We start from the raw sequence: 25,434 nt of genomic DNA on the forward strand, positions 1-25,434 counted from the left end.
CTGACCAATCAACTCTCAAGAAAATGCGAATCTGTCGGATCAATTCCACTCTGTAAATACTGTTCCCGTCGCTGATTGATCATCGGCAACTACTTCGACTTCAGTACCCGGGGCATTCGCTGATTTGCGGAGTACGGTCATTGCCACCACAGGATATTTTCCAAATGATCTGGCAGCAGAAGTAATGGTGCCAGCTTCCTCAGGCCCATCGTCTCCAGCGAACATTACTTTGGCTCCTGCAGGAGGAACCCACGCTCCCTCCAGCCCGATGGATCGAATTTCTTTATTGACGTGCCCTAAAGAGTCAATTCGCGCAATCGGTTCCTGGCCCAGATAACAGCCTTTTTTAAATGAAATCGACTGCGCCGTGCGGCTTGCTTCCTGAGCCAGATTCGCGTCCGACAGATCGACACCATAGATTGGATACAGTGACTCAATTCTGAGTGCGTCAAAAACCTGTTGACCTGCGGGGACAGCGCCTGACTCAATCAGACGGTTCCAGAACTCGCCGATTTTGACATACTGCAGACTGCAGAGATATCCCGGCTGGCCAAACCAGTCAACGCGCCGCACAGTCAGTCTCGCATCGCTGTTTGACACGCTCAATTGGTGAAACTCTTCCAGCCCCTCCACTTCAAGATCAAGCTGCTTGAGAATGTCTGTCGCGTCTGGACCTGAAAGATACAGGCTGCCAAACTCCTGAGTCCGAACAAGCAGGCGGGCATCTTCCAGAATAATATAACGTTCCAGGTGACGGGTAATTTCCTCGGCCTGTCCTGGCGCCGTATCAATCCAGATTGAATCTCCATGATGAAACGCATTGATATGTCCCAGAATTCGACTCTGGACATTTGTTACAAATGCTTCGCATCCCTGATTTGGCTGCAAACCTTTAATATCGTTCGTACAAAAATTATGCAGAAATTTGAGTCGGTCTGTACCTGATAATTCAATCTGATCCCGATTGCTCAAGTCAAAAACCGCTGCCGATTTCCGGGCAGCCTGATACTCTTTTTCAGGAGAGCCAAAATGAGACGCCAGAGGATAGTTTTCCTCTGGATGCTCAAAAACGGCCCCAGATGATTGTTGTTGAACTTGAAACTGACGTAATGACATTTGTTTTCCGAATGGTCGCAATGATTAGGTGGGATTGTAGATCTCTGGTAAAGGCAGGACGTTTCACATCGATATAAGACGAAATTAAGAAGAGTCGTTTACCGCAATAGAAATTCGTCCCATTCATGATGTGAATCACAGCAGTATTCTAGAAGGTCTGCTCTATTTTCCAAGGTCTGGGATGTACTCTTTCAGCAGTAATCGAAGTCTCCATGGAAAACCTCCCTCGGATTGACGGTTTCTGAGACCCATTCAGCCTGTAAATTCAATGTCTTCAGGCTGTTAAAGTCAGTTGACCTTCTCTATCTTAAGCGCATCCACATTGAGAATGCCTGTTCCGCCATTCAAACCCAGCTGAATGACTGCTTCGCGTGTCTGTGGTGGAATGGGAATCGTTTTCTTTTCCTGGTGCCAGCCACGACTTCCGAGCCACGGGCCCAGGTAGGCCTGTCCTATGTTGCGTCGAATCGAATCATAGAAGTGAATGATTAAACCTGGTTTCTGATAGGACTGTTTTCCCTGAACTGTGTTCAGATAACTCAACTGCAGGCTGATTTCGAGTGAATTAACATGTGATCCATCAATGGCCATTCCCTGCAGGATCTGTGAAAGCCGTTCGGGGGTCTCGTTTTCGAACTGCAGATAAGCGGCCCCCTGCGGTGCCTGCGAAGTCATCCGGCTCACCCGTCGCTGATAATGCCAGTTATCGACTTTCTGGTCATTGTTGGCATCGATTTCAAAACTGCCGTTGACGATTTCCGGTTTGAGCGGATCAGGTTTGACTTCCCGCTTCTCTTCCGAACGTCCTGTCATGGGGACAAAGAGTGTCGGAATCAACCGTTTGTGCTTGAGCTCTCCCTTTTCTTTTTGAAACAGATGGAACACCTGCTGATAGCGTTCTCCCAGTGGGATCAGCAGCATTCCGCCCTCTTTTAACTGATCAATTAAAGGCTGAGGAACTTTTTCCGGCGAACACGTCACGATGATTTTGTCAAAGGGTGCTTCTTCCGGCCAGCCCAGATATCCATCACCGATTCGCGTATGCACATTGTCATAATCGAGTTTTTTCAGTCGAACGGCGGCTTTTTTTCCCAGTCCTTCGACAATCTCGATGGTATAAACGTCTTTCACCAGAGCAGAAAGCACCGCCGCCTGAAATCCACTTCCGGTACCAATCTCCAGCACTTTGTCATCCGGCTGAGGATCAATCGTTTCTGTCATATATGCGACCACATAAGGAGGCGAGATCGTCTGCTTATAGCCGATCGGTAACGCCAGATCCTGGTAGGCCAGATGCTTCAGATTCGAACTGACAAATTCATGTCGGGGGACCTGCCTCATCGATGAGAGAACACGCGGGTTCTTGATTCCCTCTCCCTCAATATAGCGGGTCACCATGTCATTCCGCTGATTTCGAAAGTAAGCACTGCTTTGTGAAAAAACAGGGGTGGGAGTCACAAAAAATGAGAAACCGGTTACCAGGTACGCGGTCAGGAATATAAGCTGCCTCATGAGAAACCTCGATGCAGTCTGTGATTGAAATAGATCAATTTAAACAGGAATCAGCAGAAATTATAGCACTTGGGGGGGACTTACGTTAATGGCGATTTTCCGATATCAGTGGTGTTTCAACAGATTGAAACCGGATTCTTTAATTTCTATCCACACAGATCAGGGAATTCGCTATGATTCGCATCTATCAGGATTTAAGTAGAAATATTCAATGGATGGATTCCAGTCAGATGCAAGTGTTTCGAGTTGTGTTCGTCATGAGCCTGGTTTTGTGTACCTTCTCTTTGAAGGGCTGTGGTAGCTCCACCACTTCTGATAATCAGCGACCGGCTCCCGTTCCAGTGGAAAAAAATCAGACCGCTTCGGCGACAGCGTCAACAGAGCAGACGGAAAAGCCGACCGCGTCCGCCGCTGAACCCGCCGATCCCCAGGCAGAAGTCAAAGCCGTATTTGAAACGCTGTTGTCGATTCGCACGGAACCTGATCCCGATGAATGGATGCAGGCTGATAAAAAACTGATCGCATTTGGCAAGACAGCCGTCCCGACTTTAAAAGCAGCCATGTCACACCCCGATCCTGGTGCCAGAGAACTGGCCAGCATGTATCTGGCCAGTCTGGGTCCGGAAGCGAAAGAGGCCGCCCCGGTTCTGGAGACAGCCCTGCAGGACGCATCTCCGTTTACACAGGTCAATGCTGCCTCAACACTCACGCATTTTCCTGAATATCGTGAGAAAGCCATTCCCGTACTGATCAGCCTGACGGAACACCCCGATCCCAATACCCGACTCACTGCCATCTACGCCCTGGGAAATCTGGAATCGCCGTCAGAAGACCGATTGAAGGCTATTAAAACCGCGCTCAACGATTCAGATCCGGAGGTTCAATTAGCGGCCATCAAAGTCATCGGCCAGATGGGAGATCCTGCCAAAGCCACTCTGACAGAATTGCAGACTCTCATCGACGACACTGATACCAGTGAAGTCCTGCGCGAGGCGGCGCTCTCTTCTAAATCTCAGATCGAGCAGAGCCTGAAAAAATAATTCGGTCTCGCCAGCACCTCACAACTGCTCTGCCGACCTGCAGCTACGCTACACTTCCGTTCTGCCTGTAGCAATTTTAACGGTTAAATGCCTGTCCAGACCTCCTGCGCATTCCGAAACATATCGGAGAACAGCCTTTTCCTGAGTTCTTGCGCAATTCTGTTTGACTAACAAATTGCGTGAACTACTTTTACTGGCAGAGAGGGGCAACTGACCCGCTCATCGAACACAGTCAACAATTTCCTCCGCTTCTTATCGAGGCGAGGATTTACAGCGCGGCAAGGAAAGCTGGGAGCTTTGAGGGGACCTTGCCGCGCTCTTTTTTGTCTTGGAACCATCTGGCTTGATGGTGCTGGATACTCAGATCGCGTGTACTGCTTCTGAAATGGTGGATAGCAGGGCCGCAGATCAGCACCCTCAAGCGGTATTACATTGGAAAAGCTCATGGCAACCAGAAAACTGTGGTTGCAGCGATCCTGCCGCAACGGATTTACTCTGATTGAATCGCTGGTCTCTGTGACGATCACTGCGATTGCCGGAGCCGCTCTATTCTCTGCCATCGGTGCGTCCCTGGGCACCTGTTACTCCGCTTTGAATCATAACATCGGAACCGGTCTCGCTGACCAGATGCTGGAAGAACTCGCCGCGGTCCGTTTTCCCCTCGCCAGTGACACCAGGCCCGGGTTTCAAAGTTCCCGGGAATACTTTGATGATCTGGATGACTACGACAGCTGGTCCTCTACACCACCGGAAAACAAACAGGGTTACTCGCTGGGCGGAGAACCTGTCACGATTCTGGAAAGATATCCGATTTCCCGTCCCAGCCTGCTGATACCGGATACCGGATTTTTAAACAGACTGACTCGAGAAGTGCTGGTGGAACGAATCCAGCCCGACAACGACGGCACAGGCTGGGTCGTGACTCAAACGAATACGAATTATCGCAGGGTCACCGTCACGATCAAACTGGCAATGAATGCAGACTCACAAAGTCATGTAATTACGGAGGCAACAAGAATATTCAGTTATGTTCCACTTTCGCCCTGATAACCTGAAGGCTGCTGTGCCTGTGTTTTCAGAGGGTCCGTTCAATTCAAAACGGACTTGCGTACGTTGCTGCGCAGTTCGAAAAGAACATTTTTATCGTGGTTTCACACTCGTCGAGCTGCTGATGTCCATGGCGATCTCTTCGATTCTGATTGTCGCGCTGGCAGGTATTGTCACCGCCACGCAGTCCGCCTGGCAGCATACGCGGGGAATTGAAGATTCCCAGGCGCAGATCAATGCGGCCTTTGATCGAATCAAACTGATGATCTCGCAGGCAGGCGTTTATCATGTCAGTGGGCAATCTCCGCGGGCCGGAATTGCGGTCGTCTCTAATTCCTGGAACAGCATTGATATTCCCAACACACTGGTAGTCTGGTCCGGAGGACGTAACGGCGGTCTCAGCGAACAGGGGACGATCACACGTCTGCCTGAACTGAGTGAAATTCTGATCTATACAGTCGATCCGGCAGACCCACACAACCTGATTGAAATCGCGTTTCCCAATGCCGGTACCACAATTGATTTTAACAGTTCGTCCTTCAACAACACGATCCGCTCCGCCATTCAATCGAGCCAGGCGGAATCTGCGTTGTTGAGCAATCGGATTAAATGCAGTCAGTATGTCCTCGGCGGAAATCCCTGGGGACCAATCGCTGGAAATGTTTTTTTCAGCCTGGTTAAAACTCCCAGCGATTCCAGCTTGAGCAGTGTTTCACCCGGAACGGCTGACTGGATGAATCTTTCCTGGCCTCAGGGGACCGCCAGTGCCAGCAGCGGACTGCGTCAGGTAACCGTTAACTGCGAAGTGCAATTCGAAACTGCAGAACAGACAGAATGGAATGAAATCAATTCCACATCTGCCTTGCCATTTTTTGCATCCGGTTCGAGGTACTATGCATACACACCATAAAGCAAAGCAGCTACGAAGTCAGAAAGCGGGCAATGAAAGTCATCGTCGGCAGTGGCTGACGGTGCGCACTTCGCGCGCGGGGATCTCGATGATCCTGGTGATGTTCGCTTTAAGTATGTCGCTTGTGTTGACCTACTCCTTTATCCAGACCCAGAGCGTACTCACCCAGGTTACCGAAAATGGTTCGAGACGCGATCTGGCAATGAATGCCGCCCGGGCAGGAATGACGGACGCTTTGAATCGTTTGAATTCACTGGAATGGACCGGGGTCAATGACCAGTACCAGCGCACGTTTTTCTCTGACTCGGATGGAGACAGTACTTACTCTATTTCCTTTGAAACAATCGGGGATTCCATTGGTTCCGTTCTGGAACTCAAAGTCCACTCACTGGGTGCCTGGACATCAGCTGCCAACAGCAACATGCGATCCGAATATCTGATCACGGCAAAAATGCGACTGGTTCCCAGGCTGGCAGGCCGCTCAATATTACCGGGTGACGCGGCGGAAGCCACCGATCAAACGGCAAACTCGGGAGACTTCGATCAGATCCGGCAATACGCGTTATTTGCCGAAACAGGTTCCAGTTCACTCATTCTGGATCCCTGCGACCGCATTGATGGCAATATCTGGCTCTACGATAACCTGGTACTGTACGAGGACCCTGCCTGGAGTTCGTCTGTACGGGAAGAGTTCCTGGAAGACGTGGGAAAACGGTTTGTATCCATTCCAGCAGGTTCCAGCAGTCTTTCGGAGGCCACTGTTTCGTATCCCCATCCCATCGCGGGATCTGTGACCTATTATGACTACCCTTCTTCTTCCAGCCGTAGAGATTTGTCAGATCTCAAACTGCACTGGTCGACCACGAATAACCGACTGCGGATTCCCAGTTCTGATTTTTCTGCATTCTCCAGCTATCGACTGTATGAGGGCGGCCCGCTCTATCAGGCAGTTTCACTGAATTCCTCATTATATAATGTGACCTTGAAGCCGACTGCAGCCAACCCTCTGGGCATCTTCTACCGCAGTGGAAGCCTCAATGTTTATGACAATGTTGTCATTCAGGGAACACTGGTCGCAACGTCAAAAATCACATTCCACGGCAAAGGTATCCACGTTACCTCCTTCAACTGGAAAGGCGCTGACGGGGGATCACTGGTTCGCGATGCAGATCGCTGGCCGAGGCTGCCAACTGTCGTAGCCGATGACATTGAATTTATCCGCGAAACACAAACCACACTCGAAGGAGCAGTCGTATGTCAGGGAGACGTCAGCGGTGCCGGCGGCTCCGTCGATTATGCGAACGTTTCTAACATCACCTACACGGGCACTGCCACGGCGACTTCGATCGAACAGCCTTATAGCACAGTGACGCTCCAGGAATACAGGCTGCTCGACCTGATTTCCGCCAATGGAAAATATGCGATCTGGCTCGAAACAACGGGAACCGGGCAAACCGGAGCGACCGGATCCTGGTATCCCATCACCGGTGTGGACAGTGCACACCAGCAGGTAACGGTACGCGGTGAAATTGATATCGCCTCGCCCACCGGCTACGAGATCAAACGGCACAAGCAGGAACTGACACAAATTCGTGGTCCCATTTGTGCTGAAACATTTAATTTTAACCGTCTCGATGAATGGGTGCTCTCCAGCTCGTACTGGTATGACCGTAAACAAAAATGGGACTACGATAATAATCTGCGGCGTTATTTCGGCTATTCGGAACTCGGATTCAGTGAGTGGCTGGAGAACCCTTACAACTTTACGGGTTGGGGCTCGTACTACCAGTCGTATGGACTCAGCCTGGAGCCCACCCTGCATATTCAACATTTGAAAGACCAGGAATATCGCTGGGAACCACCCTTATTTCAGCCTTTTGATGGTGGAGAGACGACTCCGGAGCTCTCCGGGTATCGCTGGTCGCTGATCGACTGGAAAGAGACGCAATAGTTTTATTTGTGAGATCAGATGCAACACCATGATCGAAAATATCGGCACAGCGGCATGTCTCCTTTGGAAAGGAGGAGACCCACAGAAATCCTGCGCGCCGATCGAGACGGTTTCACACTGGTCGAACTGATGATTGTGGTACTTCTGCTTTCCATTCTGGCAACCGTATCACTGGTCTCAACAGACAGCAGTGGTGCGCTGGCCCTGGATGCCACCGCACGCATGCTGGTGGCTGATTTGCATCTTGCACGAAACCACGCCATTAAATTCAATTCCGAATACAAAGTCGATTTTGATCTCAATGCACAAACCTATGAAATACTGCATACCGGCTCCGGGGATTTACCGGTTCCCAAAAACAACCTTGCAGGATCAGCCGCCGATCCAGACCGCTACCTCAAACAGATACAGATCGATTCTCTGAATCTGCCCGGGCAGGCGGTACTCAGGCAGATCAAATTGAAAACATCAGATTCAGCGGTCAGCGACCTTACATTTGGCCCGATGGGCGGCACGGGCCCTGCACGCAACGAAGATACAGTGCTGATGTTAACTACTCAAAAAAACGGAAATACGTTTTACATCCTCATCACCGTTTCCTGGGTCACAGGCCAGGCGTGGGTGGATGAGATTCAGACATTATAACACCAGGCGATTCATTTACTGAAAACGAAACTGAAAACATGATTTCAATCAAACGATCACAATACAGTCCCATCGGTTTACAGCTGGGCCCGAATTCCGTGACCCTCGTTCAACTGACCGGGCCGCGCAATAATCGCGTGGTACATGCAATTGCGCAGGAACAGTTTGACTTTGACGATAAACTGACGCTCGATGAACGTGATGCGAAAATCGCTGGGGAAATCCGTCGAATTCTTTCCGATCATCATTTTAAAGGTCGCCGCGCAATCAGCTGCCTGGGCTCACAGGAACTGTTCATTCAGAATATTCGATTACCACAGCTGCCGACTGAGGAACTCACAAAAGTGGTTGCCTGGGAAGCAGAAGAACGTCTGCCTTATCCCGTGGTCGACGCAGAAATCCGTCATTTGCCCGCCGGTCAGGTGCGACAGGAAGCCAATACCAAACAGGAAGTCATCCTACTGGCCTGCCATAAGGGAATTCTGGAACGTCATCTGAATCTCCTGGAGCAGTCCGGTTTAAATGCCGTTGCCATTGATGTGGAACCTTCGGCAACTCTGAGGTGTTTTCATGGCGGCGCGCGGGGTGCCCATTCGAATTCTGCCAACTGTTATCTGAATTTTGGCGAAGCGGCCACAACCGTCATATTTGCAGATCAGCAAAATGTGCTGTTTCTGAAGTACATCATGCAGGGCAGCAATCACCTCGATCGCGCGGTCGCCGACAATCTGGACCTGCCGCTTTCCGAAGCGATTCGCATGCGAAATATCGTCACCAATTCCACATCACTGGATGCCAGTGATGAACTGCACCGGTCGGTCATCGATTCGATTCGATCACTGCTGGAATCGATCAGCACCGAAATTGAAAACTGTCTGCGCTATTACAAAGTGACCTTCCGCGGGAAAAAACTGAATCAGTTGATCGTCACAGGCAATGAATGCAGTCCCTGGCTGATTGACTTTCTTTCAGAACGATTAAATACCGATTGCGAAATGGGCAACCCCTTTGAAAGCCTGGAACGCTGGCCGATTTCCACATCCATTCTGGAACGTCCCGGCAGATGGACTACGGCGCTGGGCCTGGCCATGAAAGAAAAAACGATTTAGAACCGGAACCCGGTCAACACAACATTACAGACAACCTGATTGAAACAAACGGACGTGTAAATCAGACGATTCGAAAAGACCCCGCTAAGGGCGAGAATATGATACCTGAAATTGATTTTTTACCAGCCAGCTATCGCGAAGTCAGGAGGCGGCAACGAAACCGCATCTGGCGAAGAACGATCGTGTTGATTTTTCTGACACTGGTCACCCTGAGTACGGTGCGCCAGCGCGAAATTCAACATCAGCTGCAGACGAAAAAAGAAGCACTGGAAAAACGGGCACAGTTGATGAACGAGCAACTGGAAGACCCCACACAACTGACTCTCCAGATTCAACAGACCGACATTCGGGCCGATCTGCTGGCAGGCCTGCAACTGGACGAATCGCCGGCGCAGCTGCTGAATATGATCAGCCACGCTTTGCCTCAGTACGTTTCCCTGAATGAATTTCAGTTCACGTTTGAAAAAATTTCTGTCAAAGAAGATACACAGGCTAAAAAAAGTCCACCCCAAAAACCGGAAAACGAACAACCGGAACTGGTGGATCTGAAATACCTGCAGGGGCTGCGCGCCAGGGAAAACCTGGTTGTCAGTCTGCAGGGAATCTCACCAGACCACCTTTCCATTTCCCGATTTATGTCAAATCTGGATCAGATCGGCGTCTTCAGAGAAATCGACCTGATTCAGTCGAATGAAACCATGTTTGAGGGGCAAACCCTGCGGGTGTTTCGACTCAGAATGGTCGTGAATTCACCTGGTATGTATCTCCCGAAAATTGATACGCATTTAACCGCCGGTCTGGATCGCTGGATCACGGCAGGAGGCTTGTTCCATGAATGATAAATTACGTCGCGACAGTTTGATTACCATTATTGGCCTGTCCGTAGTTGTGGCTCTGTTTACCTTTGTCGTTTATTTGCCCGGCCTGAAAAGCAAACAGCGGCTGAACCAGGAAATCGAAGATTATCATCAGAAAATCTCTGCCATTCCAGCCAAGGTGAAGCAGCTGGAGGAACTGCATCAGCAGCTTGATCAACGTATCGCATTCATCAATCGCCTCAGCCAGAGAATTCCTGTCGGCAAAGACACGCACCAGGTACTGCAACGCGTTGCTTTGCTGGCAAAAACGGCTTCGCTCACCGTTTCAGAATTGAATCCGGGCGAGACGGCAGAACATGCCACCTATATCAGGCAGCCTTTTAAATTGAGTATCAGTGGTCACTACTCGGGGCTCCTGCAGTTTCTGAATGAGCTGGACAAAGAAAAACGCGTGTTTACCGTCAATCAGGTCTCACTCATCAAACAAAATGGAGATTCTGCGGGACTTATCAAGGGAACCATAGACCTGTCGGTTTACGCATTACGCGAGAACCAGAGGGATTATTCTGATTTTTCCGAAAATAGGGTTAGCAAGACGTTTCTTTCGGCCGATAAGAGATAAGGGTGCACTCTGATTCAAGTTGCTCTCAGACTGTTCCTCGTGAAAAACAGTTTAGGCCAGTTGATGTAACTTCAGGTCTCTTATGGATTTAAAGTGGTGATTCACGCGTGAAAACTTTCAGTGAACAACTTATACACGATTTAAAAGTAAGCTGGCAGAAGACACTCATATTGAGTCTGTTGCTACTGGTAGGGATCTATTTCTGGATTCCACCACTCTATCGTGCCATTCGAGGAAGCGCGAGTGCGTCGAGCGCTTCGGCCAGGACCACTGTAAAAGAAATTCCTCAACGTCCTCCTGTGAAAACGGAAATGAGTTTTGCACAGAGTGAACCGGCGGACGAACCACGTCATTCCTGGGAAAAATTTGATACGTTAATGCAGACCGATCCGCTCGTGCAGTCGGTGCAGATGGGAGCAATGCAGAAGAATCCGTTTGAGGTCGACCGGGATCAATTCTCGCCTCCCGTTCTGTTTGCTGAAGAGCCCCGAGAACCGGTTCAGGCTCCTAAGAAGAGCACACCCAAGCCTGCACCGGTACTGCCTGAAGATCTGGTTTTGAAAACCACCATCATCGGTAAAACTCGTAAAGCCGCAATCATCAATAACAAACTGTACTACGAAGGCAAATCATTTGAGCACAACGAGTCGACTTACGTTTTGGAGCAGGTCGCTGCACGGAATGTGATCTTGAGCCAGGGGACTCACAAGTTTGAACTGAAAATTCAAAATGACCCTTCCGCTTTTATTAAATATGAACAATAACAGTTCGCATCACTGGCTGATTTAGATTGATTCGAACGATCATGGATGATGGTCGAAACATGAACAGACAATTTTTTTTACCGGCTTTCTGGGCAACTCTCACAGGACTGTCACTGCTGCTGATTGCTGCCATGACAGACGTCAAAACGCCACAGTCTCTGTTTATTTCCCCTCAACACTCAGTGAAGACACCACAGGATGTTCCTGAGAACAGGGTCGCAGATGCGCAGCCAGCAGCGGTTCCGGCACAGCCTGAAGCAACCAGTACGTTGCCTCCGCAATCTCGACCTGTATCAGAACCGGAACTCACTCAAACCACTGAACTACCGCCGCCGGTGGAATCCGCTGTTCTACCAGCGAAAGCGGCATCAAAAAATGTATCGCTCAGAAAAGAGCCTGCACGATCGCGACTGCTGGTAGAACCGGGTATCGAAATTTCTACGATTCCAGATGCCAGTCCCCGTGCGCGATCCATTCAATTCAACGTCGCCAGTGATGACGACCTGGTGGCACCGCAGCCGAAATCATCAAAAATGGAACTCCGCCTGGCCAGTCTGACACAACAGGTCGACCGGCTGACCAGTCTGCAACTGCAGGCACAACAGCAGTCCAACATGGAACTGGCGCAGAATACCAACCGCCTGGAACAGGCGACGCAACTCCTGCAACAGATGCAACAGATGAATCAGCTCCGGGATCTGGAACGGAAACTGGACGGCATGCAGGGCAAAGACCCGGCCGGCCCCGCAGCGACAGAAAAAAATGCGGAACCGCCTGTCACAGAAGCACCTGCAGCAGAGACGGTAGAAACGACAAAGAAAAAACCGGTCTTGAAAATCAGCCCGAACAACGATTCCAGCGAAACATTTTCGCTCCAGATTCAGGATGCCGAAATCATGCAGGTCCTGGACATGCTCGGCGAACTTTCCGGTTTGAATATCCTGACAGGGCAGGGCGTAACCGGTACGATCTCGGCAAATTTGAAAAATGTCACACCGGCCCAGGCATTGGATGCCATCCTGCGTTCGCGCGATCTGACCTCCGAAAAAGAAGGCGAGTTCATCTATGTAATGACCCAGGCTCAGCTTGAGCTTAAAAAGAAATCCAGCCGCAAAGTCATCACCAAGTTATATAGCCCGTTCTATATCAGTGCCAAAGAGCTACAGAACCTGATCACTCCCATTCTGACTGAGAATGTCGGCATCGTTTCACTGACCTCCCCCAGTGAGGTCGGCATCGCACCCGATCCTACCAGTGCAGGTGGCGACTCCTTTGCGCAGACAGATTCGATCCTTGTACGCGATTATCCGGAAATTCTGGAAGAAGTAGACCGTCTGCTGGAAAAGATGGACATCCCTCCGATGCAGGTCGTGATCGAAGCGATGATTCTCAGCGTCGCCCTGAACGACGATATGAAATTTGGCGTCAATTTTGCCATGCTGGGTGGAAATAACAAAAATCTGGTCGTGGATGGAAATGGAAATACACTCAATAATGCCAGTGGTTTCCCTGGTTCAGGTTCTTCTTCCATAGTGCCGCCTACGGGTCAGTTTATAGCAGATGTAGCAGGTCTGAAATATGGTTTCCTGCATGGAGATATCAGTGGTTTTATCGAAGCACTGGAAGATGTGACAGAGACGAATCTGATCGCTTCACCACAACTGCGCGCGTTGAACAAACAGAAAGCCGAGTTGATTATCGGTGACCGTATCAGTTATTCCACAGTGACTCAGAATGGAAACACTTCGATCCAGAATGTAAACTTTCTGGACTCCGGGATTGTATTGAACCTGCGGCCATTCATCACTCCCGATGGTCAGATCCGCATGGAAGTCCATCCCGAACGCAGTTCTGCCACCATCAACCCGAGTACCAATCTGCCCGACCTGCGAACGACCGAGGTTACCACCAACGTCATGGTTCGAGACGGCCATACCGTTGTCATCGGTGGTTTAATCGAAGAACGAACTTCTGATACCCGGAATCAGGTTCCCTTCCTGGGAGCGCTTCCTGTGATTGGCAATGCGTTTCGTCAGCAGCGCGAAATCACGAACCGGACGGAATTGATCGTATTGATTACTCCACGAATCGTGCGTGCAGAAGCCGCGCTGGCCGAAGGTGAAATACTGAAACACGAAGGTGCAGAACGTCTCGAAAACTTCAAGAAGAGTTTCCTGCCCATCAATCAGGTGCGCATCGTACAGTCACATATTGACAGAGCAAAGAAATTCCTGCGAATCGGCAATCTGCCCAAAGCCAGAGAACAGATCAAAATTGCCGTACGACTGGACAAAAACAATATCGAAGCGATTCAGCTGAAAAACTACATCGAACAGGCATTGATCAATCGCAACCGGGGAATGATCGGGTTACCGCCCGTGTCTGGTCCGGAAGTTCATGCTCCCACTCTGGAAGGAGCACCCTGAGCATGCTTCGAGTTCACGACAGGGCCTTTCATTATGTCAGAATGATGTTCTGTGCAGCGGGTCTCGTCTTGAGTGGTTGTCAAACCGTGCCCGTCACCAGCCTGGCATTTCTGCCTGAAGCTGGTTCGATACAGAAAACAGCAGAACCACATGCCGAGGAAGCTGCGCAAAGACAGTCTGCATCTCCCTATAATCAGCAGGCGAATCAACTCATTCAGCAGGCGCTCGAACATTATTCGAATGGGGAATTAAATCGCGCCAAAGTGCTATTGGCCTCCGCACGTGAAATTGATCCTGGTCATATTGGCACTTTCGAAATCGAGGCCCAGCTCTCTTACGACATGGGAGACCGCAATCAGTTTCTGCAATCGCTGCGGGCCATCCGGGCGGCCAGTCCTGATGATTCCGAAAAGCAGAGTGCCATCGGAACCCTGTTCTTTCAGGCAGGTCAGACGCAGGAAGGGATCGCCTGTCTGAATCGCGCCATCGAGTTAAAACCGCATGATGAAAACTATGCGCTCAAACTCGCATCCTTTTACGAACAGGCGGGCAGAACCGAGGAAGCCCAGAAAGTCCTGTTAAAAGCACTGCACACCACGCCGGGAAGTCGACGTTTACCGATTGCCCTGGGTCGGATCTGCGAAGCCAGCCAGCAGTGGAGTCAGGCCAGCGTCTATTACGCCATGGTCGTCAATCATTTCCCCGAGAACCATGTCTGGCGAAAACAGCGGGCACGCTGCCTGTATTATTCCGGTAATTTTACAGCGGCTTTCGAAGAGTTCTCCACCTGTCAGAAAAACGATCCTGAATCGTTGTCGCTCGCGGAAATCATCGCCTTTGGTGACGCTGCCTTACAGATTGGTAACCTGGAAAAAGCTCAATCGCTGTTTGATGGTCTTTCCGTGAAGTATCAGCGCCAGTTAATCCATGTAGAAATATTACGCGGATTGTGCGCAATAAACCGGGGCCAGAGTACCAGTGCAAAAAACATTATTGCTACAGCCCGCAAAAAATGGCCGAACGATGAGACCCTGCTGGAAGTCGCCGCTTTGATTCCGCCAGAACAGCCAACCGTACGGTAACTTCGCCACGTGACCGCATTTACACATATTCAAGTGCCAATCACATTCTCTATTCCGAAATTGGACAATCGGCAGATTGTAACCTAGATTTAAAAAGTGAGTTATCTTCCTGACGGCCCTGTTGGAATCTGTGAAGAATGACTCGTTTTCGGAACTTTTAATGTGAACAACGTTTTTCAGTGGAATTCATTCGACTGAGAAAGAACTGGCAATGAATATATCTGGCAAATACTGGTTTCTGATACTGCTCCTGCTGACAGTGAGTTGTGTAGACAACCTGCTGGTCATCAGCCAGACGGTAAGCCCGGCTTATGCGTTCCTGATCGCTTTTGCCGCATCACTGGCTGGCTGGGCCTGGTTCATGAAAAGCATCAAACACGATCAGCAGCAGATCGCAGCCTGCCTGAGAAACCCGGAACTGGCGCGCCCCGATTTTCAACGTAAGAACTTCTATGGATCTGTTTTCGCTGAAGCGATGCACAAAATGGAAGAATCTGATACGGAGCTTTCCACGACAAACCAGGTCAAAACCATGCTCAAAGCCAGGGTTAATTCGCTGTTAAAAAAAGAAGCCCTGGTCGAATCCGTCCTCGATAACCTGGAAATCGGAATTCTGGTTTTTGACGCGAAACAGGAACTGGAATTTACCAACCAGGCTGCAAATTCATTTCTGCTGGCGGGAACAGATCAGAAACAAACGACGAGTGAATCCGGTCTCTCGCTGGGAAAACCGGTTGTGGAGCAAACAGTCATTCCGGAACTGGCAAAACTGCTGGCGAAAACGATTGAACGCAAAGAAGCCACCTTTCGCAGACGTACCGAATTTGAATTTACCAGCAACGGGATCTCAAACCAGTATCGGGCGATTGCGACGAATCTCACAGATGAGAATCAGGTCGCGCTGGGCACCGTGGTCGTCGTTGAAAATATCGGCGTAGAAGCCGATGAGAAAACGCAACACGCCGAATTCGTCTCCTCCGTCGCACACGAACTCAAAACTCCCATGTCGGGAATCAAAGCCTACATTGAAATGCTGATTGACGGTGATTGTGAACCAGAGGAAGCAGACGAGCTTTATGGATTCATCAATGACCAGATTGATCGATTGACCCGACTGGTCAACAGCATGCTGAACCTGGCCCGCATCGAGAGTGGTGTGGTCGAAATTAAAAGACACGATCATGAACTGAACGACATTCTGAAAACAGCCGCGGATGTGATTTCGCCTACCGCCACCGAAAAGGATATCAAGTTTACCGCAGAACTGAGTGATATGTACCTGCCTGTATTTGTTGACAAAGACATGCTGGGACAGGCGATCATCAACCTGCTCTCCAATGCGGTGAAGTATACACCCAACGGTAGAGAAGTCCGGCTTCGCAGTAGAATGGAAGATACAACTGCCGTGATTGAAGTCCGCGATACCGGACTGGGTATCCCGGAAAATTCATTGCCTCATATTTTTGATCGTTTCTACCGTGTTCCGGAAAATAACCGTTCCGCTGCAGGAACCGGCCTGGGACTGGCCCTGGTTCATTTTATTGTCACCAACGTACACAACGGTTCGATTTCAGTACAATCCCAAGTCGATGAGGGGACCTGCTTTACTGTTACGATCCCACTGGGTCACAAAGAACAGAAGCGAAAAAAGCAACTGGCCCCGCCAGCAAACGCCTGAGTAGAACGTACCGTTCACAGCCCCAATGAAAGAAGTAGTGAGAAAAGGAGTGAGAAAATGAATCACCTGATTTATATTTGTGATGACGACTCGCATATCGTTCGTGCCATCAGCATGAAGCTGAGAAAAGCAGGCTTTGATGTAGAATGTTTTCCCGATGGTTTTGAATGCTGGGAAAAATCCCGGCAACAGGCGCCCCATATGATTATCACAGACCTGCAGATGCCTCGTATGAACGGCCTGGAACTTTGTGAGAAAATTCGAGCATTGGAAACAACCAGATTGATCCCGATTACGTTATTAACCGGGAAAGGTTTTGAATTCGATCATGATGAGTATATGCAGACACTGAAAATCACCAACGTGATGGTAAAACCATTCAGCCCCAAAAAACTGCTGATGCAGGTTCAGGAATCGCTCAATCTGACCAACGATGTAATTGGTTAAGTCGCTCAACGAAACAAACATTCTGAAACTCTTATTTATGCGAAATTATTATACTGCCATCCAGTTCTGGTCTTATTCGCTGCTGGTAGTCTGTCTTTGTCCGCTGGCCGTTTTTCTGGGCTCGTACATGAACTGGCCACTGGGCGTGGCGCCATTGCTGCTGCTTGCACCGCCCACGGTCCTCGCTGCGGTTTCATCACCGCGGATCTGTTACTGGACCATCACGGCCATTTCCGTCGGTTCCTGTTTCGCGGAAACGTACTTCCGCACAGACTCCGTAAACGGAAAAAACAGCTACATACTCAGCATATTAAGCGCTGCCGTTCTGATTGGACTCGTCTTACTGATCGATCTGTACATAGGCAAGTTAAGAAGAAAGCTTTCTCAAATTCATCAGCAGAACGATGATCTGGTACGTCAATTGTACGAATCTCAGAAAGAGTCATTCACGCATCAGCAGAAGACCGTAGACGCCGATGAAACAAAAAACAGACAACTCGCGGAATCCAGGGATACTTCTACAGGAGAAGTCGGCGTCAATTATCCGCTGCTTCTGCTGACACTTCAGGATATTGGTCGACGTATCTCTACAAATCAGTCCAATGAATCTCTGATTCCCACGGTCATCAGCACGGCGAAAGCTTCGCTGCAGTGTGAGTACTGCCAGGTATATCTATGGGACAGTAAATCACGCTCTCTGAAAAATGCGCTGCCGGCCCGTGCCCGCGATCAGTTGAATTATCGTCCGGTTCCCAACAGCGGTGTGGCTGCCTGGGTGATTGAACATCGTCAGATTGTCATGCGAAACGATGCCGAACAGGATTATCGACTCAAACGGATTCTGGATGAAGATCCCAATATGCCCGATGCCATCGCGCCCCTCACCGTTGGTTCCGACCTGATTGGTCTGATGGTGATTGATAAAGTGGATGTGGAATCACCCACGATAGGGCGGCTTCTGTATATTCTTTCCAATATCTATGCCCTGGGTATCAAGAATTCCCAGTTGTTTAAACGCATTGAAGAAATGGCCAGCCGCGATGGTCTGACTGGTTTGTTCAATCATGCCACCTTCCAGGAAAAACTGCACGAGCTGGTTACACAGGCGGATGCCCAGTCTAGTCAGCTCAGTATCATCATGAGCGACATTGACCACTTCAAATCATTCAACGACACCTACGGCCATCAGGCTGGTGATTTTGTGTTGAAGGAAGTGGCACGGATCTGGAAAACCGTCATGCCGGAAAAAGCAATTATTGCCCGCTACGGCGGAGAAGAATTCATCGGAGTTCTGCTGGATCATGAATATTCACAAGCCATGCAGATTGCCGAAGACCTGCGTGAAACTCTGGTAAACTGCCCGATCCTGTTTGAAGGACAACAGTTGCAGGTTACTGCCAGCTTCGGCGTCACCGAATTCAAATATCCTGCCACAACGACAAATGAACTGGTTCGGATTGCCGATGAGAATTTATACAAAGCCAAAGAAAGCGGTCGAAATCAGGTTGTCGGACTCGATCCTAATTCCACCAGAAAACCCAGTATTTAGATACGAAATCATGCAGATCACAACCGAAATTTTTGGAAATGTCATGGTGGCTCATACGCCGGACGAATTGACGGATGATACTTCCACCGAATTCGTCAATGCCCTGACTGCTGCCATCAATGAACAACATTTTCAGGTCGTGCTGCAGATGGACCACAGTGAAACCCTGGATAGTGCGGGCCTGGAAGCTCTGCTGGATATTCAGGATCTGACCCGCGAACAGGGTGGAAATCTCAAGATCAGTGGCCTGGAAGATCCAGGCAAGAAGATTCTGGAAATCACACGCATTGATCAGCGAATCGATCTGTTCGATTCCGTGATCGATGCGGTCTCCAGTTTTCAATAATAAATTGATGCGTAAATTATGAATACCAACTCACTGCTCCAACCGAAAATGCGACTCGGTGATCTGCTCGTTTACAAAGAGTATATCACTCTGGAACAGTTAGAGTCCGCGCTGGAAGCACAGTCACAGGGAGACGGCAGTCAGCTGCTGGGCGAACTGCTGGTCAATAATGAATATTGTACCGAGGATCAGGTACTGGAATGCCTGGCGCTCGAGTACCGGATTCCCTACGTGCAGCTCGACAGCCGCATGTTCGATTCGAAGATTTTTGATATCCTGCCCCGCGATTTTGTCGAAAAACATACCGTTCTGCCGCTGTTTAAAGTCCGAAATGTTCTGACCGTTGCCGTCGCTGAACCAACGAACGTCTTCCTGGTAGATCAACTCAGAGACCTGACCAAAACGGAAATTCAAATCGTTGCGGCAAGTGCCCGCGAGATTCGGCGGATGGTGCAAACCTATATGCCGAATACGAATGTCTTTGTTATCGACGATATCATTGACGATGCGAACGGCACGAATGTCGAGCTGATTGAAGAGTCGATCGATGACATCGGCTTTGATGCCGAGTTTGCCGGCCAGAGCCCGATCATCAAACTGGTGAATTACATCATCTACAACGCCGTTCGAGAAGGCGCCAGTGATATTCACATTGAACCGACCGAACAGCAACTGCGGGTCCGCTACCGTGTGGATGGGGTGTTACAGCAGGCACTGGAACCACCAGTGCACCTGGCACCCGCGGTTTCTTCCCGTATCAAGATTATGGCCAGCCTCGATATCAGTGAACGTCGACTTCCCCAGGATGGTCGAATTCACGTCTTGATGGAAGGCCGCCCGATTGACCTGCGCGTCAGTACCCTGCCGATGCCCACCGGTGAAAAAGTGGTGATCCGTATTCTGGATAACCGCAGCGTGAATATTTCACTGGAACAACTCGGTTTCAGTTCCGAAGTTCTGGAACATTTTACCGAACAGCTTGATAAACCCAACGGTATTATTCTGGTGACCGGTCCCACGGGTAGTGGTAAGAGTACCACTCTCTATGCAGCGCTGAACGCCGTCAGTTCCATTGAAAAAAATGTGTGTACGGTCGAAGATCCGATCGAATATCAGCTGCCGATGATCAACCAGTTTCAGGTCAACGAAAAGATTGGGCTCTCTTTTGCTTCCATTCTGAGAAGTCTGCTGCGACAGGACCCCGATGTCATCATGGTCGGCGAAATTCGCGATCAGGAAACCGGCAAGATTGCGATCCAGGCTGCTCTGACAGGCCACCTGGTCTTCAGTACGCTGCATACCAATGATGCCATTTCAGCTGTGACACGACTGATTAATATGGGGGTTGATGATTACCTCATTGGCGCCGCCCTGAATATGGCGCTCGCCCAGCGACTGTGTCGCAAATTATGCCCGAAATGCAAAACACCTTATGAATTGCCCAAGGCGATGCAGCTGGCTGTGGAACGTATCGGGCTGGATGTAGAAGAGTTTTATCGAGGTAAAGGCTGTAAACGCTGTCGCAATACCGGTTTTTCCGGCCGGATCGGCGTCCACGAAATTCTGACGATCGATGATCCACTGCGGGAAATCATCACCACGAATCCCACCGTGGCGGCAGTCAAAGAGTATGCCCAGAATAATGGCATGATTCCACTACGGTATGATGCGCTGCGAAAAGCAAAAGAAGGAATGACCACCATCGAGGAAGCCCTTAAAGTCAGCGATGAAGGCTGGATTCCCCGAAAGTCCTCACTCAAACATTAATCACCGTTATTAACCTCTCGGTGTGAATAGATATAGATTCTCGTGAAAGCGACTCCACTATGGAAATGAATGATCTGTTACATGCAGCTGTTGACAGCAATGCGTCTGATATCCTGCTCGCCATCGATGCTGCGCCGATGTTTCGCATTGATGGAACACTGAAAAAAACGGCGCTTGAACCACTCGATCCGGTTACGATCAGCGACCTGTGCGATCAGGTTCTCAATCCACAACAGAAAGAAATACTCGACAGGCAGAAGGACGTTGATTTTGCCATTACTATCCCGCGTCTGGGACGTTTTCGTTTCAACATCCATGTCCAGCGCGGCACCTATGCAGCAGCGATCCGCCGTTTTTCAAATGAAATCTGTTCATTGAGCAGCCTGGATTTACCCCCGGTCGTGGAAGAATTGACGCGACTGAAAACAGGTTTGATCCTGGTGACCGGGCAGACCGGTTCCGGTAAATCAACGACGCTTGCCGCGATGGTCGAAGCCATTAATCAACGGGATGCCAAGCATATTATTACGCTCGAAGACCCCATTGAATATCAGTTTCAGCATGGTCGATCCCTGATCGAACAGCGGGAAATCGGCGAAGACTGTCCGGGATTTGCGTCCGGTCTGAAACACGTTCTCCGCCAGGATCCGGATGTCATTCTCATCGGCGAGTTGCGGGATCTGGATACAATCCGCGTCGCTTTGCAGGCCGCAGAAACGGGGCATCTGGTGCTGTCATCTCTGCACGTTTCCAGCGCAGCCGGCGTGGTGGATCGTCTGGTTGAAGTTTTTCCGCCGGAAGAACAGTCCCAGGTTCGCAGTCACCTTGCCGAAACGTTGCGCGGAGTCATCACACAGAAACTGTTACCAGCGGCTGATGGTAACGGGCGCGTTGCCGCGCTCGAAATCATGCTCATGAACCGGGCCGTGCAGACCAGTATTCGTGAATCGACTTCGCATTTGATCCCCGGGATCATTTCGACGAGCCGACGCATGGGGATGCAGACCATGGAACAGGCGTTGAAAGAACAGCTACTGAATGGAAAAGTTGATCCGGACATCATTGATGAACATCTGCAGGAGTTAAAAGGAGAGTCACCGAAAGAATATTCACAGGGATTACTCGCGTAATCAGAAAGCACTCCCATGCAGTTTACATATACAGCACGCAATACAAGTGGCCAGAACCAGACCGGTGAGCTGGTTGCGGATTCCCGGGAAGAGGCCGTCGCAAAACTGCGGCAGGAAGGCCTGTACCTGCTGGCGCTGGAGGAATCAGATACCAGTACCACTAATACGATCAGCATCGCACAAAAAAAACGGGTTCCCCGTAAGGAAATCATTTATTTCACCAACCAGATGGCCATTATGGTCGACGCCGGTGTGCCTGTAGCCACTGCCCTGGAAGGCATTTCGAAACAGATTGAAAATCCTGTTCTGGCAGAGATATTAGCACATATTCAAAAAAGTGTAGAATCCGGTAGTGACTTCTCGGCTGCGCTGGCAGATTTTCCCAGACAGTTTGATCGCACGTATGTCAATCTGATTAAAGCCAGTGAAGCCAGTGGTACCATGCCACAGATGCTGAACCGGATCGCTGCCCAGGCGGAAGAAGAGCAGGAAACCATTCAGCAGGTCAAAGGGGCATTGATGTATCCCGCCATCATGCTGGTGATGTGTGTTGGTATCTGTATTTTTCTGCTGACATATGTTTTTCCAAAACTGATGCCGATGTTCGCCTCACGCGGAGCCGCGATACCGGCACCGACCAAAATCATGATCATGGTCTCAACGGCAATCACTTCCTACTGGTATCTGATTTTACTGTTTCTGGCAGCCTTTGTGGGTGTCTTCTGTTATGTTCGAAAGCAGGTCTGGGGAAAATCCGCCTTTGACTGGGTTTTAATCCGCATGCCTGTCTTCGGTTCCATGCTCAAAAAACTGGCGATCAGTCGCAGTATTCGTACTCTGGCAACCACAGTCAATGCCGGGGTTCCCATGCTGGAAGCACTCGAACTCAGCTCAGGCGTGACCGACAATGTGCATTTCAGACAGAGCTGGCTGGAAATCAGCGAACTGGTGACAACGGGAAAACAGATTCATGAAGCGATGGAAGGAAAAACACTGTTCCCTCCCACCATGCAGCAGATGATTGCCTCTGGTGAATCGACGGGTCGCCTGGGTATGGTACTGAATAAACTCAGTGATTACTTCGACCGTGAAGTCAAAATCGCAATCAAATCTGCTACCACTCTGATTGAACCAGTCATGGTGGTCTGCATGGGTTCGATCATCGGCTTTATTGCACTCTCGATGTTACTGCCGATCTTCACATTGAGCACCAGTCACTGATTCGTTTCCAAGAGAAGTAAAAGACTTCGATCGTCTATCGGCGACGTTTCTTTTTCTTCTGCGGAGACGTTTTCACTGGTTCTGAAGCGGGTTTGCTTTCCGCTTTCTCAGCCTCTTTTGAAGCTTCTGCAGGAGACTCACTTCTGGGTGACTCAGCTGGTTTTTCGTCTGTTTCGGCAGACTGTGGTTCAGACTGAACTTCTGCCATGGTTTCCAGCAGACCCTGCGACTGAAACTTTTCCTGGGAAAAGGCTTTCAGTTCCGTATTAAAGATCTGAATCAGAGCATGCAGACAGGAGGCCACAATCGGACCAATAAACACGCCCCAGAGCCCCATGACCTGCAGTCCTCCCAGCACACTGACGAACGCCAGCAGCGGATGGAGTTTCGCGTCGCTCTGTAACACATAAGTCCGGATAATATTATCCATCGTGCCCACTACCAGGGTTCCAATCAAGATCAGAAAGATGGCAGACCCCCAGTCTCCCTGGTACATCAGCCATATTGCGCAGGGCAACCAGATCAGCCAGGAACCCAGTAAAGGCACCATGGAAGTGATGGTCGCCAGAATCAGAAAAACAATAAAGTGATCGAAACCCACGATAGATAACGCAATCGCCGTCGTGAGCCCCTGCCCGATGGCTGCCAGAAACGTCGCGATCACCACAGCGCGGACGACTTTTTGAAACTGATCTATGAGCCGCCTCTGGTAGTCCACATGTACGGGAATCAGTGACTGAGTAGATTCAATCAGCAGATATCCGTCTGCCAGAAAATAATAAAGAGCGATAATAAACATGATCCATGCGATCAACGCCGAGAACAAAGTCCCCAGCAGGCCGACCGTCGAAGCCGCGACACCCAGAGAACGCTTGGCGATCGGTACCAGTGTTGCCTGCAGATTCTTGCGGATAAAATCTTCTGAAATCTTAGGCTCACCCGATTTACCCGAAGTCACCAGAGAGTCGATATCGTATTGCAGATACTCGTGCGACCAGTCCACAAACTGTTGAAATTTATCGTTACTGATTTCGACTTTTTCGCGAATCGTTTGAACGGTTTTATTCCAGTTTGCCTCGTCCAGTGTATTGACAATCGTCGTAAACAACTGCAGCGAACCCAGAAAGATTCCCACACACAAGGGAATCAGAATGGCGGAAACGATGATGGTCGTCGTGAGCCCGGCTGCAAATCTGACATGACCATTGGTACGTCGAATAAAATAATTCAGCAAAGGCTGACTGATCATTGCCACCACTGCTGCCAGGAACAGAGGCAGGATGAATGGCATGATCACTTTGAAGAACATGATCCCCAAAGCGAGAATCAGGCAGAGAATTACCGTTAGCGAAACGAGTCGAACCATGAACCATTCCTATTCACTGATTTATCTATCGAAGGGCACAATTGACCAGATGATCAGAGTCTATGGTATTTAACAACTTACAGCAATTTTACCGGAAAAGATAGAGAAATCCCCTACGTGCTGAATCGGGGCTTTTCTGCATTCCGATCTAATATTTTGGAATCCAAATCGCAATTTTTTAGCCAGACTCGCTACAATACAGTTTTCTACTCCCATCAGGAATGACTTGCATCGGGATCAGTTTATCTGTCTCGGCAGAACCGGAGTCTGGTATGAAACGTTATATAATCTCTCTCCTCTCAGCGAACCGTGTCGGGATCATGGCTGCCGTAACAACAGCCATGGATGAACTGGGTGCCAATCTGCATGAAGCCAGCATTGCCGTGATCCAGAATTTTTTCTCGATTGTGATTGCCGCCGATTTCCCGGAACAACGTGATCCGACTCTCATCCAGGAACACATCGAAGGCATCTGCAATGCCTTTAATGTTGATGTTTCCGTGAAAGACCCGGATGTCGAAGTCCCTTCCATTCTTTCTCCAGGAGAGAGTGTAAAATACCTGATTGCAATTTCGGGAGAAAACCACGCGGGGATCCTCAGGAAAATTTCCTCGCAACTCGGCCAGGATGGCGTCGATATTCTGGACCTCTCAGCGACCAGCTCTGAAGACGGACAAACGTTTGAAATGATGATCAAAATCGCTGTTCCCAAAACTCTGGATGTCCTGGAAATGCAAAGCGTGATGGAACTGATTTGCAGTAACCTGGGTGTCTCGGTTGATTTTATCAGTGAATCCGATTCAGCCATTATCGGCTCTCAAAGCCAGACGCGTATGTTCAAGCTGTAAGGCTCTGGAACAGGATATTTCTGATAAAGAAGTCTCCAGG

The 25,434-nt window shown here is 49.7% G+C and carries 22 protein-coding genes; 19 read left to right on the plus strand and 3 right to left on the minus strand.

Annotated features, from left to right (window positions below; genetic code table 11):
- Positions 1-39: 39 nt before the first annotated feature.
- Together ygfZ and GmarT_RS29200 are read right to left on the minus strand one after the other, a co-directional pair.
- A complete protein-coding gene (gene ygfZ, locus GmarT_RS29195) occupies positions 40-1,116 on the minus strand; it encodes a CAF17-like 4Fe-4S cluster assembly/insertion protein YgfZ (protein ID WP_002644956.1) in 1,077 nt (358 codons plus the stop codon).
- 288 nt (positions 1,117-1,404) lie between these two features.
- Positions 1,405-2,628, minus strand: coding sequence for a protein-L-isoaspartate(D-aspartate) O-methyltransferase (locus GmarT_RS29200; RefSeq protein WP_002644955.1), 1,224 nt, complete (start codon positions 2,626-2,628; stop codon positions 1,405-1,407).
- A 173-nt stretch (positions 2,629-2,801) separates the two neighbouring features.
- Between GmarT_RS29200 and GmarT_RS29205 the strand changes: the two genes are divergently transcribed.
- The 18 genes from GmarT_RS29205 to GmarT_RS29290 all read left to right on the plus strand — a co-directional run bounded on the left by GmarT_RS29205 (position 2,802) and on the right by GmarT_RS29290 (position 23,180).
- On the plus strand, positions 2,802-3,668 hold the full coding sequence (locus GmarT_RS29205) for a HEAT repeat domain-containing protein (RefSeq protein ID WP_002644954.1): 867 nt from the start codon (positions 2,802-2,804) through the stop codon (positions 3,666-3,668).
- 444 nt (positions 3,669-4,112) lie between these two features.
- A complete protein-coding gene (locus GmarT_RS29210) occupies positions 4,113-4,715 on the plus strand; it encodes a type IV pilus modification PilV family protein (RefSeq protein ID WP_002644953.1) in 603 nt (200 codons plus the stop codon).
- Positions 4,696-5,625, plus strand: a complete 930-nt coding sequence (locus GmarT_RS29215) for a PulJ/GspJ family protein (protein WP_002644952.1) — start codon at positions 4,696-4,698, stop codon at positions 5,623-5,625. Before GmarT_RS29210 ends, GmarT_RS29215 begins: the two co-directional genes overlap by 20 nt.
- Complete coding sequence (locus tag GmarT_RS29220; RefSeq protein WP_002644951.1) at positions 5,609-7,576, plus strand: hypothetical protein; 1,968 nt, start codon at positions 5,609-5,611, stop codon at positions 7,574-7,576. Before GmarT_RS29215 ends, GmarT_RS29220 begins: the two co-directional genes overlap by 17 nt.
- Positions 7,577-7,594: 18 nt before the next feature.
- Positions 7,595-8,221 carry a GspH/FimT family pseudopilin gene (locus GmarT_RS29225; RefSeq protein WP_002644950.1) on the plus strand — a complete coding sequence of 209 codons (627 nt, stop codon included), beginning with the start codon at positions 7,595-7,597 and terminating at the stop codon, positions 8,219-8,221.
- A 38-nt stretch (positions 8,222-8,259) separates the two neighbouring features.
- The gene (pilM, locus tag GmarT_RS29230; protein WP_002644949.1) at positions 8,260-9,330 is read left to right on the plus strand and encodes a pilus assembly protein PilM; all 1,071 of its coding nucleotides are present in this window, start codon (positions 8,260-8,262) and stop codon (positions 9,328-9,330) included.
- Complete coding sequence (locus tag GmarT_RS29235) at positions 9,285-10,169, plus strand: PilN domain-containing protein (protein ID WP_002644948.1); 885 nt, start codon at positions 9,285-9,287, stop codon at positions 10,167-10,169. Before pilM ends, GmarT_RS29235 begins: the two co-directional genes overlap by 46 nt.
- On the plus strand, positions 10,162-10,770 hold the full coding sequence (locus GmarT_RS29240; RefSeq protein WP_002644947.1) for a type IV pilus inner membrane component PilO: 609 nt from the start codon (positions 10,162-10,164) through the stop codon (positions 10,768-10,770). Before GmarT_RS29235 ends, GmarT_RS29240 begins: the two co-directional genes overlap by 8 nt.
- Positions 10,771-10,877: 107 nt before the next feature.
- Positions 10,878-11,534: a hypothetical protein gene (locus GmarT_RS29245; RefSeq protein WP_149303563.1), complete on the plus strand. Its 657-nt coding sequence runs from the start codon at positions 10,878-10,880 to the stop codon at positions 11,532-11,534.
- 59 nt (positions 11,535-11,593) lie between these two features.
- Complete coding sequence (locus GmarT_RS29250) at positions 11,594-13,960, plus strand: secretin GspD/PilQ domain-containing protein (protein ID WP_044236813.1); 2,367 nt, start codon at positions 11,594-11,596, stop codon at positions 13,958-13,960.
- A gap of 2 nt (positions 13,961-13,962) precedes the next feature.
- Positions 13,963-15,042, plus strand: a complete 1,080-nt coding sequence (locus tag GmarT_RS29255) for a tetratricopeptide repeat protein (protein ID WP_002644944.1) — start codon at positions 13,963-13,965, stop codon at positions 15,040-15,042.
- A gap of 211 nt (positions 15,043-15,253) precedes the next feature.
- A complete protein-coding gene (locus tag GmarT_RS29260) occupies positions 15,254-16,720 on the plus strand; it encodes a sensor histidine kinase (protein ID WP_002644943.1) in 1,467 nt (488 codons plus the stop codon).
- Between the two features lie 57 nt (positions 16,721-16,777).
- Complete coding sequence (locus GmarT_RS29265; RefSeq protein WP_002644942.1) at positions 16,778-17,167, plus strand: response regulator; 390 nt, start codon at positions 16,778-16,780, stop codon at positions 17,165-17,167.
- A gap of 37 nt (positions 17,168-17,204) precedes the next feature.
- On the plus strand, positions 17,205-18,716 hold the full coding sequence (locus tag GmarT_RS29270; RefSeq protein ID WP_002644941.1) for a GGDEF domain-containing protein: 1,512 nt from the start codon (positions 17,205-17,207) through the stop codon (positions 18,714-18,716).
- Between the two features lie 10 nt (positions 18,717-18,726).
- Positions 18,727-19,062, plus strand: a complete 336-nt coding sequence (locus tag GmarT_RS29275; protein WP_002644940.1) for an STAS domain-containing protein — start codon at positions 18,727-18,729, stop codon at positions 19,060-19,062.
- An 18-nt stretch (positions 19,063-19,080) separates the two neighbouring features.
- Entirely contained in the window at positions 19,081-20,829 is a 1,749-nt protein-coding gene (locus tag GmarT_RS29280) for a GspE/PulE family protein (protein ID WP_002644939.1), read from the plus strand.
- A 59-nt stretch (positions 20,830-20,888) separates the two neighbouring features.
- Positions 20,889-21,959: a type IV pilus twitching motility protein PilT gene (locus tag GmarT_RS29285; protein WP_002644938.1), complete on the plus strand. Its 1,071-nt coding sequence runs from the start codon at positions 20,889-20,891 to the stop codon at positions 21,957-21,959.
- A gap of 15 nt (positions 21,960-21,974) precedes the next feature.
- Complete coding sequence (locus GmarT_RS29290) at positions 21,975-23,180, plus strand: type II secretion system F family protein (RefSeq protein ID WP_002644937.1); 1,206 nt, start codon at positions 21,975-21,977, stop codon at positions 23,178-23,180.
- 34 nt (positions 23,181-23,214) lie between these two features.
- Here the strand turns inward: GmarT_RS29290 and GmarT_RS29295 are convergent, their stop codons facing one another.
- Positions 23,215-24,546: an AI-2E family transporter gene (locus tag GmarT_RS29295; protein ID WP_002644936.1), complete on the minus strand. Its 1,332-nt coding sequence runs from the start codon at positions 24,544-24,546 to the stop codon at positions 23,215-23,217.
- Positions 24,547-24,818: 272 nt separating this feature from the next.
- Here GmarT_RS29295 and GmarT_RS29300 point away from each other — a divergent pair, with 272 nt between their 5' ends.
- Positions 24,819-25,394 carry a glycine cleavage system transcriptional repressor gene (locus GmarT_RS29300; RefSeq protein WP_002644935.1) on the plus strand — a complete coding sequence of 192 codons (576 nt, stop codon included), beginning with the start codon at positions 24,819-24,821 and terminating at the stop codon, positions 25,392-25,394.
- Positions 25,395-25,434 lie beyond the last annotated feature (40 nt).

This window comes from Gimesia maris, from assembly GCF_008298035.1.
GTDB classification, from domain to species: domain Bacteria; phylum Planctomycetota; class Planctomycetia; order Planctomycetales; family Planctomycetaceae; genus Gimesia; species Gimesia maris.

Excerpts from the sequence above, each read along its gene's own strand:
- ygfZ (WP_002644956.1), bottom strand. The coding sequence starts at position 1,116 with ATGTCATTACGTCAGTTTCAAGTTCAACAACAATCATCTGGGGCCGTT.
- GmarT_RS29200 (WP_002644955.1), bottom strand. The coding sequence starts at position 2,628 with ATGAGGCAGCTTATATTCCTGACCGCGTACCTGGTAACCGGTTTCTCA.
- GmarT_RS29205 (WP_002644954.1), top strand. The coding sequence starts at position 2,802 with ATGATTCGCATCTATCAGGATTTAAGTAGAAATATTCAATGGATGGAT.
- GmarT_RS29210 (WP_002644953.1), top strand. The coding sequence starts at position 4,113 with ATGGCAACCAGAAAACTGTGGTTGCAGCGATCCTGCCGCAACGGATTT.
- GmarT_RS29215 (WP_002644952.1), top strand. The coding sequence starts at position 4,696 with ATGTTCCACTTTCGCCCTGATAACCTGAAGGCTGCTGTGCCTGTGTTT.
- GmarT_RS29220 (WP_002644951.1), top strand. The coding sequence starts at position 5,609 with ATGCATACACACCATAAAGCAAAGCAGCTACGAAGTCAGAAAGCGGGC.
- GmarT_RS29225 (WP_002644950.1), top strand. The coding sequence starts at position 7,595 with ATGCAACACCATGATCGAAAATATCGGCACAGCGGCATGTCTCCTTTG.
- pilM (WP_002644949.1), top strand. The coding sequence starts at position 8,260 with ATGATTTCAATCAAACGATCACAATACAGTCCCATCGGTTTACAGCTG.
- GmarT_RS29235 (WP_002644948.1), top strand. The coding sequence starts at position 9,285 with ATGGACTACGGCGCTGGGCCTGGCCATGAAAGAAAAAACGATTTAGAA.
- GmarT_RS29240 (WP_002644947.1), top strand. The coding sequence starts at position 10,162 with ATGAATGATAAATTACGTCGCGACAGTTTGATTACCATTATTGGCCTG.
- GmarT_RS29250 (WP_044236813.1), top strand. The coding sequence starts at position 11,594 with ATGAACAGACAATTTTTTTTACCGGCTTTCTGGGCAACTCTCACAGGA.
- GmarT_RS29255 (WP_002644944.1), top strand. The coding sequence starts at position 13,963 with ATGCTTCGAGTTCACGACAGGGCCTTTCATTATGTCAGAATGATGTTC.
- GmarT_RS29260 (WP_002644943.1), top strand. The coding sequence starts at position 15,254 with ATGAATATATCTGGCAAATACTGGTTTCTGATACTGCTCCTGCTGACA.
- GmarT_RS29265 (WP_002644942.1), top strand. The coding sequence starts at position 16,778 with ATGAATCACCTGATTTATATTTGTGATGACGACTCGCATATCGTTCGT.
- GmarT_RS29270 (WP_002644941.1), top strand. The coding sequence starts at position 17,205 with ATGCGAAATTATTATACTGCCATCCAGTTCTGGTCTTATTCGCTGCTG.
- GmarT_RS29275 (WP_002644940.1), top strand. The coding sequence starts at position 18,727 with ATGCAGATCACAACCGAAATTTTTGGAAATGTCATGGTGGCTCATACG.
- GmarT_RS29280 (WP_002644939.1), top strand. The coding sequence starts at position 19,081 with ATGAATACCAACTCACTGCTCCAACCGAAAATGCGACTCGGTGATCTG.
- GmarT_RS29285 (WP_002644938.1), top strand. The coding sequence starts at position 20,889 with ATGGAAATGAATGATCTGTTACATGCAGCTGTTGACAGCAATGCGTCT.
- GmarT_RS29290 (WP_002644937.1), top strand. The coding sequence starts at position 21,975 with ATGCAGTTTACATATACAGCACGCAATACAAGTGGCCAGAACCAGACC.
- GmarT_RS29295 (WP_002644936.1), bottom strand. The coding sequence starts at position 24,546 with ATGGTTCGACTCGTTTCGCTAACGGTAATTCTCTGCCTGATTCTCGCT.
- GmarT_RS29300 (WP_002644935.1), top strand. The coding sequence starts at position 24,819 with ATGAAACGTTATATAATCTCTCTCCTCTCAGCGAACCGTGTCGGGATC.